The following is a 15491-nucleotide window of genomic DNA, read 5'->3' on the forward strand; positions in this document are numbered from 1 at the left end:
ACATTCCATTCTAAATTCTAAATTCTAAATTCTAAATTCCCTACTTCACCCTCTTCTTTCGATTACTCTCATAATCTTCAAAAATCATTTCACCCAATCCTTTAAGTCCGGTGTAAAATGCTTTTCCTTGATTGGCTTCGGTAAAATGGTTCACAAACTGTTGTAAATAAGGGTCATTGGCAATCATAAACGTGGTAATTGGAATATGCAATTTTCGTGCTTGTGCAGCATGGTTATAACATTGTTCTACTATGTACTCATCCAAACCATTGCTGTTCATGTAATAGGTGCCGTCTTTTTCTCTCACGCAACTGGGCTTTCCATCCGTGATCATAAAAATTTGCTTATTGGTGTTTCGTTTTCTGCGAAGCATGTCCATTGCCAGTTGCAAACCCGCCACCGTGTTGGTATGATAAGGGCCAACCTTAAGATACGGTAGTTCTTTGATGGCAATTGGCCAAGCATCGTTTCCAAAAACTAAAATATCAAGTGTATCTTTTGGGTAACGAGTGGTAATGAGTTCTGCCAAGGCCATAGCCACTTTTTTGGCCGGCGTGATGCGGTCTTCGCCATACAAAATCATACTATGACTGATGTCGATCATCAAAACGGTACTCATCTGGGCTTTAAAATGAGTATCTTCTACCACCAAATCATTTTCTGTTAATTGAAAATCAGCAATTCCATGATTAATTTGAGCATTGCGAAGACTTTCGGTAAGCGAAATACGGTCTAAGCAATCGCCGAAATGATAGGCACGAAATTCGCCGGTTTGTTCATCACCGCTTCCGGCATGCTTGGTTTTATGGTTTCCGGTTCCGGATTTTTTTAAATTACCAAAAATTTGATTCAACGCTTGTTGCCGTATGGCACGTTCTGTTTTAGAAGTAATGCCGGTTCCTGACGTTCCATCATCTTTAATTTCTTCTCGGATGTATCCTTTTTTCTTTAAATCTTCTATAAAATCATCAATCGTATAATTTTTATCGGTAAGTTTATATTCTACATCCAATTGACGAAGCCAGTCGATAGCCTCGTCAAAATCACCTGAGGTGTGTGTAATTAGCTCCTTAAAAATTTCAAATAATTTGTCAAAAGGTGAAACGAAAGGTGCTTCGTAGTTTTTGAAGAAAAACCCTTTTTTACTTTCTTTTTTCATAACCATAAAATTACTAAAATCGAACGCAGTCTAATGTACAACGAATACTAATTTTTAGTTAAAGTAAATAAGATCAATATGCTTTGAGTAACTAAACACTCCCAACCTATTTTACCATCCCTTTTGTTGAAGGGAAAAATTATTTCCGGAATGATTTTTAAGATTACTATATTGAAATAATTAAAAATAGGACATTTAACACAACCGATGATAAGCGTTGCAGCCTATTTTGGATTCATGATGGATAGTTGCGTTGATAAGGTAGAGTTCAACTCAAAAAAAGCTGAAATGGATAAAAACCAAAATAAATTAGTGAAATTTGAATACTGAATTAATACGAACCCTGTGAAGGAAGAATAGATTTGCTCAACAAAACTGGCTATAAAAAACGGCTAATCCGTTCACAAATGAACTTTAAAAATCAATACAACCCCACCTCCCTACTAAAACACATCTTCTTAATAAATTCAATCGCCTCTTCATTTGTAATAGCATGATGAGATTTAATTTTATTTTTACGAGTTTTACTTTTCACCCTCTCCCCGATCATTTTATACAAGCGAATTTGCTCCTCTATGGAGAGCTGTTCGGCTATGACTAAAATGTTTTCGGCAACCATTTCAAAAAAGTTTTTTCAAAGGTTACACTTTTATGATTTTCTAAAGTTGGATTGTGTAATGTAGTGTATGGCTAGTGTACGATGGTGGACAATACTGTATGATAGTGTACGATAGGGGACAATAATGTATACTCGTTTTGGCTATCCTCTCACCTTTTTAATTTACTTTGAAGATTATTTTTTACTTTTATAAGCAAATTACAATCACAAAAACAGAATTAGTTTTTAGTATAATTTCACATGAGATTAGAAGTATCGGTTGACAAAGCAATAAAAAGAGGTCATTTAATGGTGAACGTTCCGGTGGTTTTAATGATCATGGGTTGTCCAGCGTTAGGATTATACTTATCCGACCAAAATTATATTCCTAAATGGGGTAGTGCAATTGCCTTTTTAATTGGATTTATTTTAGCTTGGCTAATTTGGAGTTATATGATAACCAAATGGAGAATTTGGGCTTTTGCCAATGTACACAATGTAAACGAATTAAAAAAAAGAGCAATTCAAGAAAAATTAATTTGGGAAGACGGAAATGTTTTTGAGAAAACCGAAATCAGAAACGACCACGACAAAAATGAATTAAAAAAGATTGCGAAGAAATTTGAAAAAGAAGACACTTTTAGAGAGGATTATTCACTTCCTCCAAAAAAAGAAATCAACTTTTCTAAGGTAACTATGTATGTAGAGATGGGTGTTGCCTTTTTTATAGTTGCTCTTGGCGTTTATTATTTTCTTCAAGGGGAAACAAAATTCTTACTGTTGGGTTCTATTTTGTTTTCTGTCGGAGTTTATACCTTATTTAAAGAATCTAAGAAAGTATTTAACGCTAAACCACAAATCAGCATCGACAGTAAAGGAATAACAACCAGTAATGTGCATTTTAAAGACTGGTCTACCATTGAAGGTGAAGAAGTAATTCAAGAAGGTTTTGGTAAATCTTCCAAATCCTATCTGACTTATTTTTATGACGAAGATGGATTTGAAAAAATTGAACTTGATCCGTTAAACGTATCACATAGCGAAATGGAAAACATTATCAGAACCTATCGAATCAGGCATACTAAAAATTTACGATAATATTTTTTAGCTATGTATACATGCTCTCTTTTCTACTAAAACACATTTTCTTAATAAATGCAATCACCTCTTCATCTGTAATAGTTTGCTGAGATTTAATTTTATTTTTAGGTGTCTTACATTTCACCTTCTCCCCGATCATTTTATACAAGCGAATCTGCTCCTCTAGAGAGAGCTGTTCGACTATGACTAAAATATTTTCGGCAACCATTTCAAAAATGTTTTTTCAAAGGTTACATTTTTATGATTTTCAGAAGTTGGATAGTGCACTATAGTGTATGGCTAGTGTACGATACTGTATGCATAATGTACAATACTGTACAATAGTGTCCTTTTAAGTCATATAAAGTTCCCGAGAGTAATTTCCGTGCAGTTTTCCCGGGATGATTCCCGGATGTTTCAGGACAGTTTCCAGAACGATTCCCGGAAATTCGAGGAAATTCGAGGAATTCGGAAGAGGTTTTCTTATAGAAAACTGTATCTATTTTATAATGAAATCATTTTTACGGAAAGAATTAAATTTTTAAAGAAAGTGTTTTTAAGAATAAATAGACTTGAAACGGAAGCGTTATCAATATATTTTTTATTTTAGTAAAATGGTAGGACATTGGAAAGGACATTACACCTATGAAAACAAGCAATTACAAAAAGTAATAGGCTTTGAAAAAACCTATTTTGAAATTACTATTGAACATTTTGATGGCGTTAATTTTAACGGAATTGTAAAGGACGATACCGCCACCGGAGGAATGAAAGAAACCGGAAAAATTATCGGTAAAGTTGAAAATGATAAAATTTCATTCCAAAAGTTAATGCCCATAAATGATCAAATTAATCTGAAAGGAGAAAGAATAAAGACAAATCAAAAACATCCAACCTTATATTATTTTGGCACATTTTCCGAAAATAAAACTACAATCGTTGGCAACTGGAAATTCAAACGAAGAATTGAATTTATCTTTGGAATAATTCCAATACTATTCAATCCCGGAAAAGGCGATTGGGAAATGAATTTTAATAGTGAAAAGATTTAAAAAAGAGTGATTAAAAAACCGAATCAAGGTAAATTTTAAAATCTTACTTATATTTTATTAATTAAAATAGATCAAAAAATGAAGAAGCTCACTAAACTAATTATTATTGGATTGACACTGTTTCTTAGTTCATGTGCCACATCAATGTCTCCTATTGAAGTAAACAATAGTCTCCCAACACTAACAAAATCAAAATTTGTTTCACAATCACAAGTAGAACAAGTTTTTGAAACTAATAAATGTAAGTATCTTGTTAAGAATAGAAGTTATGTTGCTCCGATTGGACTTACTACAAAAGATGACTTGAAAAACGGTGCAATAGGAATTGACGAATGGGTTAACATCGATGGAGGGAACGCTTATGTTCTTAAGAATTTTAAATGGATAACTGTTGACCATAATGGTTCAACTCAGCTTCATTTAGAATTTGACACTTTACTATGTGAGGAATAGTTTAAAACATTTTAAAAATGAATAAAATTTTAATTGTACTTGCTTTTTTTATAACCTTTTTGAGCAGTCTTGCTCAAGAAAAGCAGAAAAAAAGTGCCTCAAAAGTGGTTTTACACAAATGGACTACTGAGGATTGTGATAACACCTACGATCCCTATCGATTAGTCAATAGAATTACTCATTTTGAGTCGAATAATGGAATTACCTCCATTACAGTAAATTTTTCAGATAATTGTTGTATTTCTTATAGTCCGGAAATTTCATTTCAAAATAATAAACTTTTTCTTCTTCCTTATAAAGAACCTAATGAAGAAATTTGTTCTTGTAATTGCTGTTTCTCTATTAACTATGAAATTACTGGATTAAAAACAGATGATTTTGAAGTGTATTTTTATAATGAAAAAATAGAACTTTCAGATGACCACTACCCAACAGTAGAACCCAGCAGTGAATTATATAAAGGAGAAACAATAAACAAGCTAAATAAATATGGCTTTGAAGAAGGAATTTGGCTTTCATTTTATGAAAACGGCAATCTAAAAACTGTAAAAAAATATCCTGAAAGTTCATTATATTTTAAACCGAGATTCTACCTATATGAACGATTTTATGAATCGGGAGTATTAGAGTTCAAACACAAAAACGACACACTAGCTTCTTGGTTTGAAGACGGAGAACTGGAGTCTGAAATCACCAATTTTTCCAAAGGAGATACGGTTTTTGAAAAAAGTATAAAAAAACACGACAATCGAAAAATTCAGGAAAGATATTTAGAGAGAAGGTATCCAATAGTCCGACGAAGTGAATTTAACCCTTCATTTCAAGATACTATAACTATTCACGATTATTTTTATAAAGAGGAATATTTTGAGGATGGTAGACCAAAATACATTCAACATAAAGACACTAGCTATACGTGGTTTGAAAATGGAAAGATAAAATTTAAAAGCTACAGTTCCGGCACAATGCGGTACAACGAAGAAGGCATTTTAGTTGAAAAATCATTTAATTGGAAAGTTTCCGGTACAAAAACTAGCGGTGATTTAACCCAATACCTCTATGTAGAATATAATGCAAATGGAAATATTGAAAAAATACTTTTTATCAGAGATGAATATGATGAAATCTTTCAAGGATTTTCACCTAATGTTCGTTATTACTGGAAATGGAATACAAAGTTTCAACTAATAGAATCGCCAAAAAAATGGAAAGAAGAATTTCCATGGAAAAAAATAAGTGAAATAAATCAGCTTCTATCAAAATATGAATTGGATTAAATTGTAAATGTTTCACATAAAAAAAAACCTCAAATCAATACAACCCCACTTCCCTACTAAAACACATCTTCTTAATAAATGCAATCGCCTCTTCATCTGTAATAGTTTGATGTGATTTAATTTTATTTTTACGTGTCTTACATTTCACCTTCTCCCCGATCATCTTATACAAGCGAATCTGCTCTTCCAAGGAGAGCTGTTCGGCTATGACTAAAATGTTTTCGGCTATCATGATTAAATTACAAATGATGTTCTATTAATCTATACTAACTTGTCAGCAATGAAAATTGGATATAAATTTTTCATAGTTCAAAGGTTACATTTTTCAAAACAGGCAATTATTGATAATGTTGGACTATGTCGTATTATGTCGAACTCTGTTGGACTCTGTCGTGTTATGTCGAACTCTGTCGAATAATGTTGTATAGAATCGTATTGTCATTCGGTAATTTTGACAAGTGTTAACATTTTTTCGGTTTCACCTTCTCCCCGATCATTTTATACAAGCGAATCTGCTCTTCTATTGAGAGCTGTAAGGCTATGACTAAAATGTTTTCGGCAATCATTTTCACTATTTCAAATTACTCATCCATACATTTAGAATATAAATGTCCTTTAAACGGATTATGCAATTAATTACTAGTCAAAGATTATACTTTTCAAAATTTGTAAAGTACAGTTATGTAAGGATGGGTAAGGTTGTGTAAAGTAATGCACGGTTTTGTATAGTTGTGTTAGGTTATGAAAGGTTATGTCAAGTTTATTTTGGTAAAATGGTTACCGAAAATAGCCGTAGAAAAGCCGTAGAATTACCGTTATTGAGCCGTCGAAAAGCCGTTAAAAAGCCATTACGGAGCCGTAGTGAAGCCGTTACGGAGCCGTCAAAAAGCCGTCGAAAAGCCGTAAATCGGCTATAATTCGGTACATTTTTATACTAAAACCGAAAAATTGCAGTACAATCAAATAAATACGGCTTTTTCAAAACCCGTAAACAATAAAAATAATTAAAGTGGTAAATCAAATTTTAGTATTTTAGTAAAATATAAGTTGACAATACAATGAATTACAGTATTCCAGATAAAAGAGAATTGACTAAATCCGAAATTGAATTTCTGACTTATATTACCTCAAATTAAATACGTTTTAAGTGAATATAGAGGTTTAATCGTTGAAGTTTTTGAAGTTGAAAATTGGTATCCCAAACAACGAGGAAAAAATAAAACAATAGACAAAGAAAAGAATATTAAAATTCAAATAGAAGTTACAGGCTACGGTTTTAATGGAGTTGTAGCACCAAAAGAAATTAGAAACTTGTATATAAATAAATCTGTTGCACACACTAAAAAGCGAGGTGCCGCACAAGTAATTAGATATAATTTATAATGACAGAAGAAAAAACAGCAGGTAACAGCAATTTTCAAAAATGGTGAGTTTTGGTCTTAAATGAAGCTTTGTATTTCGTTTCAAATTCAGTGCTGGCAGACAGTTTAGTGCTTCGAAATAAGCTTCTTCGCCAAGCTTGAAATTATTCTCTTTTTTATTTTTTCTATTCTCTTTTTTCTATCTTAGCGATTCCAAAAACAAAAACCTGCCGGGAGGTGGGTGTACTCCTTTGAATTTTTTAGAGAATGCGGAAATCCGTAAAGAAGATGTAATATATCTAATTAACTTTGAGAACAATAATTTAGAAGCAATATTTGTAATATTTTATTGAAATGTAGTTTTCAACACATTCAAATTTTGGATAGGTTATATTGTTAAAATTTTTTAGATTTACAAGTTGACATTCTAAAAATTGTAAGAATTAATTATTTCATATTCTTTAAATAAAAATTAAATCATTAATGAACATCTTCAAAGTACACAATCAAATCATAAGTGATTATAAATCATATATTAATAGCTTTCTTTTTATAAAAGATGAAAGAATAAAAATAGAAGTTGATAAAGAACTTGAAGCGGGTAAACTATGGCCTGAACCTCTTATCCAATTTAATCCAACTTTTGAAAAAGGAACAAGTATAGACCAATTAACAAAAGATGGCATAATTGATACAAGACTAAATGACGTTTTTAAAGGTTTTGATTTGTACAAACATCAAGTTGAAGCAATACAAAAAGGTGTTGAAGGAAAAAGTTTTATTGTTACTTCAGGAACTGGTTCAGGAAAATCGCTGACTTTTCTAGCTACAATTTTTAGTGATTTACTTAAGCATGAATATGCTCCTGGTATAAAAGCTATTTTGGTTTATCCAATGAATGCATTGATTAATTCACAAGAAAATGAAATTGAAAAATATGCAGCAAATTATCTAAAGAATAGTGGCAAAAAATTTCCTTTAACTTTTGCAAAGTATACAGGTCAAGAGGCTTCTAAAGACAGAATAGAAGTACGAGATAATCCTCCAGATATATTATTAACTAATTACATGATGTTAGAACTTATGATGACTAGAGCATCTGAGAGAACTATGCGTGAATCTATTTTTAAAAATTTAAAATATTTAGTATTTGATGAATTACACACGTATCGTGGAAGACAAGGTGCAGATGTTTCTTTATTGAATAGAAGAATTCATGCATCGTGTCAAAATAATGTCATTTGTATTGGAACATCAGCAACAATGTCTAGTGGAGGAAATATATTGGATCAAAAGAAATCAGTAGCAAATGTTGGTAAACAAATTTTCGATAAAGATTTTGAAACTTCTCAAATTATTGGGGAATATTTAGAAAACACAACAATAACTGATAAAGTTGACTTAGTTGAATTAAAAAATACTTTAAAAAAGGAAATTAATAGTTCAGATGAAGCTGATAAATTTATTTCGAATCCGATTGCAATATGGTTAGAGAACAACATTGCATTAAAAAAATTAGAAGACAATGCTGTGCAAAGAGCTACTCCTCTTAAACTTGAAGAAATTGCAAAAAAATTGGCTGATGATACTAATGAACCTATTCAATATTGCAAAGATAAATTGATACAGTTTTTAATTTGGACAGAAGCCTTGAATGAAACTGCTTCCAAAATGGAAAACAGAAAAAGTTATTTGCCATTTAAATTTCATCAATTTATTGCTCAAACTGGTAATGTATCGGTAACTTTAGATATCCCAGAAAAAAGAGAAATTACTCTTGATAATACACTTTACCTTCGGGATAAAAACACCAACGAGGAATTACATGTTTATCCTGTATTATTTAGCAGATATTCTGGTCATGAATTTATTTGTGTAAAAAAAGATTATGATTTAGGAAAATTATTTCCAAGAACACCTAATGATTTGCCTCAAAAAATATCTAAGCAATCTCTAAAAGGAAACAAAGAACTCGGTACAAAAAAAAGAGAATTGGGATGGTTGGATTTCGAAGATGGATACATCTTATTTGACAACGGAACTACAATTTGGAGTGATGAAAAGATTTTAGAGTTACCTGAAACTTGGAAGACTAAATCTGATAACACGAAACTAGATAATTTTTACGAAACAAAAATACCCCAACGTATTTGGATTGATAAACAAGGTAATTTTTCTGAAAATGAAGATAAAACTAAATATCCGGCATGGTTTATAACTTGCAATCTATTATTAGACCCAACATCAGGTGTAATATTTGATTCCAAAATCCACGAGTTCACTAAACTGATGCGTTTAGGTAATGAAGGCCGGAGTACGGCAACAACTATTACAGCATTAAGTACAATTAAAGCCTTGAATGAACAAGGACTTGATGCAAGTTTACAAAAGTTACTTAGCTTTACAGATAACAGACAAGATGCTTCTTTACAATCTGGTCATTTTAATGATTTTATATCAACTATTCAATTAAGGTCTGCTATTTTTTATGCTTTGAAAGAAAGTCCAGAAGGACTGAATGCGAGTAACATTGCTAATAGAGCAGCAATCACTCTAAATTTAAAAGAGTCAGAATACGCTAGAAGACCATCTGAAAATCCTAAGTATCCTGATGAAAAAAACAAAGAAATGCTCGAGGAGTATCTATTTACTAGAATAATTTATGACTTAAGGAGAGGTTGGAGATATAACACGCCAAACTTAGAGCAATGTGCTTTATTAAAAATTGATTACAAAACAATCAACCAACTTGCAAAAGACGATGAAGAATGGAAAGATATTATTTTAATGAATTCTGTTTCTGCAGAAGTTAGGTTAGAAATTTTGGACCAAATAACTACTTATTTTAGAACTTCTTATGCTTTAGACCATCGTAAATTGGAAGAAAGCAAAAGAGCAGAATTAGCCAATGAAATTAAGGACAAATTAAAAACGGAAAGCAACTGGTGTTTGGATGAAAATGAAAAAATTGAAGCACCAGTTACATTAATTCCAAGAGGCGTTGGAAAAACACCTTACGGATTAGAAGTTGCTGGTTGTGGCCATTTAAGTGCTTTAGGAAAATATTTTAAAAGATTATTTATCAAGCATATTGGCGAACTGCCTTTTCGAGGAGAAGAACTATCGGATTATCTAGTGAAGATTTATGAAATAATGCAGTCTGCACAAATTCTTCATTCTGTTGAAGTAAAAGGATCAAAAGGAAGTGTAAATGGATATCGCCTTCGTTTAGATCAAGTGATTTGGAAAATTGGAGATGAAAAAACAGTTGATATGGATAAAGTGCGTATCAATGCAATCGAAGATTTAGAAATTGCACCTAACACGTATTTCCAAAATTATTACAAGGTAAACTATTCTAATCTAAACAAAAGCATCTATGGTGCTGAGCATACCGGACAACTACAATCAGCAGAAAGACAACAGCGAGAAATCGATTTTAGGGCTGGTAAAATATCTGCTTTATTTTGTTCTCCTACAATGGAATTAGGTATAGATATTAGTAGTATGAATGTAGTTCACATGAGAAATGTTCCACCGGGTCCAGCAAATTATGCTCAAAGAAGTGGACGTGCAGGAAGAAGTGGTCAAACAGCATTAGTGATGACTTATTGTTCTAACAGTTCTCCACATGATAGAAATTATTTCCAAAATGCTACGGAAATGGTAGCTGGAGTTGTTGCTGCACCGAAATTAGATTTATCGAATCAAGAATTAATTGAGTCGCATCTAAACGCCTACATTTTCATGGAGTTAGGTTTAAATCAAGTAAAAACTTCAGTGGCTGAAATTTTAGATTTAGAACAAACACATGTACTTCCTATAAAAGAAGATATTAAGAATTATATTCTTGAGCAAATCCAAGAAAAGAAACATCATTGGATTGCTCAATTCAAAAAAACATTAGTCAATATATTACCAGAACTAGAACAAAGCACATGGTATTCTGAAAAAAAATTAGAATTACAAGCCACTAAGTATTTTGAATTACTTGATAATAGTTTCAAACGTTGGAGAGAGTTATATAGAAATGCCAATCGATTAATCGAAAAAGCAAGATTAGTTATGGATGATCCAACGATTAAATCGGGAGCTCAAGAAAAAAAGAATGCCAATAGAGATCACTTTCTTGCACAAAGACAACGCGAATTATTATTAAACGATACATTGAATAATAGTTCACAATCAGAATTTTACATTTTTAGATATTTAGCTGCTGAAGGTTTCTTGCCTGGGTATAACTTTACAAGATTACCGGTTCGAACATTTATCGGTAATCGAGACAAAGGAGAGTTTATTTCTAGGCCTCGTTTTATTGCATTGAAAGAATTTGGTCCAAACAATCTGATTTATCACATGGGTAATAAATACAGAGTAAATAGAATGATGCTTACTGATTCTGAACAATTGTTACATAGATTAAAAATTAGTAAAACTACAGGATATGTATTCCTAGACCAAGAAGGTTTAAGTGTGAATAACGACCCAATAACAAATCTTGAATTAAATAGTGACGACAGAGTTGAAACTAAAACCAACATTTTAGAACTCTCTGAAAGCCAAACTAAATTAATGGAACGTATTTCATCTCAAGAAGAAGAAAGAGCATCTTCAGGATATGATATTGAACAATATTTTTCTTTTTCTGGAGGAATTAGAAATACACAAAAGTGTATGCTTTCATACAATGGTGAATTATTATTAGAATTGCGATATGGTCCTTCAGCAAGATTATTACAGTTGAATCGCAAATGGAGACGCTCAAAACCTGGCGATGAAAACGGTTATAATATTGGACTAAATACAGGGTTTTGGAAAAATCCAAATGAAGAAGAAAAAGAGCCCGAAAAAGACCCAATTAAAAAAGTACATGTCTTTGCAACAGATATTGCAGACGTTCTCTATATCCAACCAGTGAAGACATTAGCTTTGGATGAAAATGGAGTTATTACGTTAACTTATGCTATTAAAAGAGCCATAGAAAAAGTATTTCAAATCGAAGAAAGTGAGTTAGGTGCTTGGAATATGGGTTCAGGTGAACATGCCAATATATTGTTGTTTGAAGCTGCCGAAAGCAGTTTGGGTGTCCTTTCAGAACTAACTAAAAATCCAGTTAAATTAAAAACGGTATTTGAAGAAGCCTATAAAATTTGCTATTATAAGCCTGAAACAAGAGAAGATTTAAAACCGGATGCTTTGCGTGCCTCTTATGATGATTTATTATCCTATTACAATCAACGACATCATGAAGTAATTGATAGAACTTTAATCAAAAAACCATTAGAGTTATTAATGGATGCAACCATTGAAGTAGGTAAAAATGAACAACAAAATTACCACAAACAGTTTGAGTTTCTTAAAGCTGCATATGATAAAAATTCTGTAACTGAATTAAAGTTCATTCAATTTTTATACAATAAAGGTTTATCGCTACCCGATAGAGCACAATACAATTTAAAAGAATATTACATATCAGCAGATTTTGTATACGACAATGAAGATTTGGGCACCCAAACTTTCATTTTCATTGATGGTTCTGTTCACGATAAAGAAGAAGTAAAAGAAAAAGATTTAAAACAAAGAACGCTATTAGCCGATGCAGGTTATGATGTAATTGTTTGGAGATACGACCAAAGTTTAGAAGAAGCAATTGCCACAAGAAAAGATATTTTTAGAAAAGTAATAGAGAATGAATAAAGAGCATAAACCAGGTACACTGGTAAATTATAGAGGTCGTGATTGGATTGTGATGCCATCTGATGATCAAGAAGTTTTAAACATAAAACCGCTTGGTGGCTCTGACCATGAAATTACAGGAGTATATTTACCATTAAAAATTGAAGGTCAAAAAATAACCAATACCGAAATAAAATACCCTTTAAATAAAGATATAGGCGATTTCGAATCAGCCAAATTGTTATTTCATGCTTCTAGGTTGTCCTTCAGAAATGCAGCAGGACCGTTTCGTTGTATGGGTAAATTATCATTTCGCCCTAGGTCGTATCAAATTGTGCCATTAGTAATGTCATTAAAGCAAGAAGTTACAAGATTATTAGTAGCTGATGATGTGGGTATTGGTAAGACCGTAGAAGCATTAATGATTTTAAAGGAAGCTATTGAGCGTGGTGAAATAGAACGATTTGCCATCATTTGTTTACCACATCTTTGTGAACAATGGAAAGGAGAATTGAAAGATAAACTAGATATTGATGGTGAGATTATCCGTTCATCAACGATTGCTAGTTTAGAAAGAAGATTGCCAGATGATAGAAGTGTATTCCACCATTTTCCTTATCAAATCATTTCTATAGATTACGTAAAACAAGCATCCAAAAAAGGAATATTCTTGACTGATTGTCCAGAATTTATAATTGTTGATGAAGCACACTCTTGTGCATTACCGGCAGGTTCAAAATCAAAAACACAACAACAGCGTTACAATCTATTACATGATATTGCTGAAAACGAAAAAAGACATCTTCTTTTATTAACCGCTACACCACACAGTGGTAAAGATGAAGAGTTTCGTTCCTTATTGGGACTGTTGGATAAAAAGTTCAACAAACTTGATTTTGAAAATATTACACCGCAACAACGTAAAGAATTATCAAATTACTTTATTCAAAGAAAAAGAGCCAGTATAAAAAGATGGCATGGCATTCAAGATACGCCTTTCCCAGAGAGAGAAACGAAAGAGATTGGGTATAAACTAAATGCGGCTTACAAAAATTTTTATTCCGAAATATTGAGCTTCGCACAAAAGATCACCCAAAAAGGAGATAATGACAAAAAAGGTCTCTCTCATTATTGGGCTGCATTAGCTTTATTACGTGGGGTAATGTCTAGTCCTCAAGCAGGATTAGAAATGCTAAAAGCTCGAAGAGAAAAGCAATTATTAGTGGAAGACATTCCTGAAGAAAACCCAGTGTTTTATTCTGAGGAGAGCGACTCTGATACGGTAGAGACCGATTTGATAGAACAATTGGAATTACAATCAGAGGACGTGAGTACTATTGACGGATTAATCAGTCAGATAGAACAGCTCATGACTTTAAAGAATGACCAAAAGGCAAAACTAGCGGTGGAACAAGTAAATGATTGGTTGAAATCAGATGTCAATCCCATAATATTTTGCCGTTACATTGCTACTGCAAAATATTTAGGCGAATTACTTAAAATAGCATTACCCAAAAATATCGATGTGCAAACCATCACTTCTGAATTTGCGGATGAGCAACGCAAAGAGATGATCGATGCCATGGGGAAAAGTGAAAAACGAGTATTAATTGCTACCGACTGTTTATCGGAAGGGATAAACCTTCAAGAGCATTTTACAGCGGTATTACATTACGATTTACCTTGGAATCCCAACAGATTAGAACAAAGGGAAGGTCGTGTGGATAGATATGGACAACGAGCAGAAATAGTTTATGCATATTTACTTTGGGGAGAAGATAATCCTATTGATACGGTAGTATTGAAAGTATTAATTAAAAAAGTTCGTGACATTCAAAAAGCAACTGGTGTTTCAATTGTAATCGGTGACGATAATAAATCAATCATGGACACCGTATTGAAAGAAGTATTACTTGACCCTTCAAAAGCGAATTATTCTGCCAACCAAATGCTGATGGATTTCGGAGATGAAGTAACCAACTTAGATAAAATCATTACCAACCAACTGGAACAAGCCAAAGAAAAAGCAGAAAAATTGCGAAGTATTTTTGCTCACGAAAGTATTGACCCAAAAACTATTGAAGCGGAACTACAAGAAGTAGATGAAGTAATTGGAGATGTTACCACCGTAGAACAATTTGTAGTGCAGTCGTGTAGAACTTTGGGTGCCATTGTTAACAAAGATAAACTAGGATACAATCTTGACCCTTTTAATTTACCTGAACATTTAAAAAGAATTCTACCGCAAGTAGCCAATATCCCTTTAAGTTTTGAATCGCCTACACCCAGAGGTCGCATCTATATAGGTCGTAATCATAAGTTCGTGGAACAATTAGCACAACTCATTATGGCATTGGCATTTGAGCCAAAAGACGGAATTGGTCACATTGCCAGAGCAGCCGTAATCCAATCGGAATCGGTACAAAAAAGAACGACTATTGTGCAATTTAGAGTGCGTAATGTGATTAAAGAAATTGGTAGAAACAGAGAATTAATCGCCGAAGAAATGTATCTATGGGGTTATTCAGGTTCTCTTGACAATAAAGAAATATTAGACTATTCCTCTTGTAAAAACTTGCTTTTAGAAGCTCAAAGTGCGGTGAATATCCCACACGAAAGACAAGAGCAATTGTTTGATCAGGTTGCAGATACTTATAGTTCGTTAAAAGATGAAGTACAAACCTTATCTCAAAAAAGAGCCATGCACCTGGTAGAATCACACAGCAGATTTAAAGAACTGGTAGGCGGAAGAAAATTTGAAGCGGTACATCCTGTATTACCGCCCGATGTGATGGGTATATATGTACTAATGCCAAAACCTAAAACATTGTAAGT

General features: G+C 32.6%; 7 protein-coding genes. 6 read left to right on the forward strand and 1 reads right to left on the reverse strand.

All coding sequences use genetic code 11. From position 1 onward, the window contains the following. Nucleotides 1–40: 40 nt before the first annotated feature. Nucleotides 41–1159 (reverse strand): vWA domain-containing protein, encoded by a 1119-nt coding sequence (locus AC23MC_RS00450; protein WP_487566516.1) that lies wholly within the window; start codon nt 1157–1159, stop codon nt 41–43. Nucleotides 1160–2018: 859 nt separating this feature from the next. Between AC23MC_RS00450 and AC23MC_RS00455 the strand changes: the two genes are divergently transcribed. From AC23MC_RS00455 to AC23MC_RS00480, 6 genes are all read left to right on the forward strand, one after another. Continuing rightward, on the forward strand, nt 2019–2855 hold the full coding sequence (locus AC23MC_RS00455; protein WP_487566515.1) for a LapA family protein: 837 nt from the start codon (nt 2019–2021) through the stop codon (nt 2853–2855). A 596-nt stretch (nt 2856–3451) separates the two neighbouring features. Continuing rightward, nucleotides 3452–3889: a hypothetical protein gene (locus AC23MC_RS00460; RefSeq protein ID WP_487566513.1), complete on the forward strand. Its 438-nt coding sequence runs from the start codon at nt 3452–3454 to the stop codon at nt 3887–3889. Between the two features lie 78 nt (nt 3890–3967). Further along, the gene (locus tag AC23MC_RS00465; protein ID WP_487566512.1) at nt 3968–4342 is read left to right on the forward strand and encodes a hypothetical protein; all 375 of its coding nucleotides are present in this window, start codon (nt 3968–3970) and stop codon (nt 4340–4342) included. 17 nt (nt 4343–4359) lie between these two features. Next, nucleotides 4360–5619: a hypothetical protein gene (locus AC23MC_RS00470; protein WP_487566511.1), complete on the forward strand. Its 1260-nt coding sequence runs from the start codon at nt 4360–4362 to the stop codon at nt 5617–5619. Between the two features lie 1844 nt (nt 5620–7463). Further along, nucleotides 7464–12677: a DEAD/DEAH box helicase gene (locus AC23MC_RS00475; protein WP_487566510.1), complete on the forward strand. Its 5214-nt coding sequence runs from the start codon at nt 7464–7466 to the stop codon at nt 12675–12677. Beyond that, complete coding sequence (locus AC23MC_RS00480) at nt 12670–15489, forward strand: helicase-related protein (protein ID WP_487566509.1); 2820 nt, start codon at nt 12670–12672, stop codon at nt 15487–15489. Before AC23MC_RS00475 ends, AC23MC_RS00480 begins: the two co-directional genes overlap by 8 nt. The last annotated feature ends 2 nt before the right edge of the window (nt 15490–15491 follow it).

The organism is Flavobacterium sp. T50_26 (assembly GCF_057652995.1).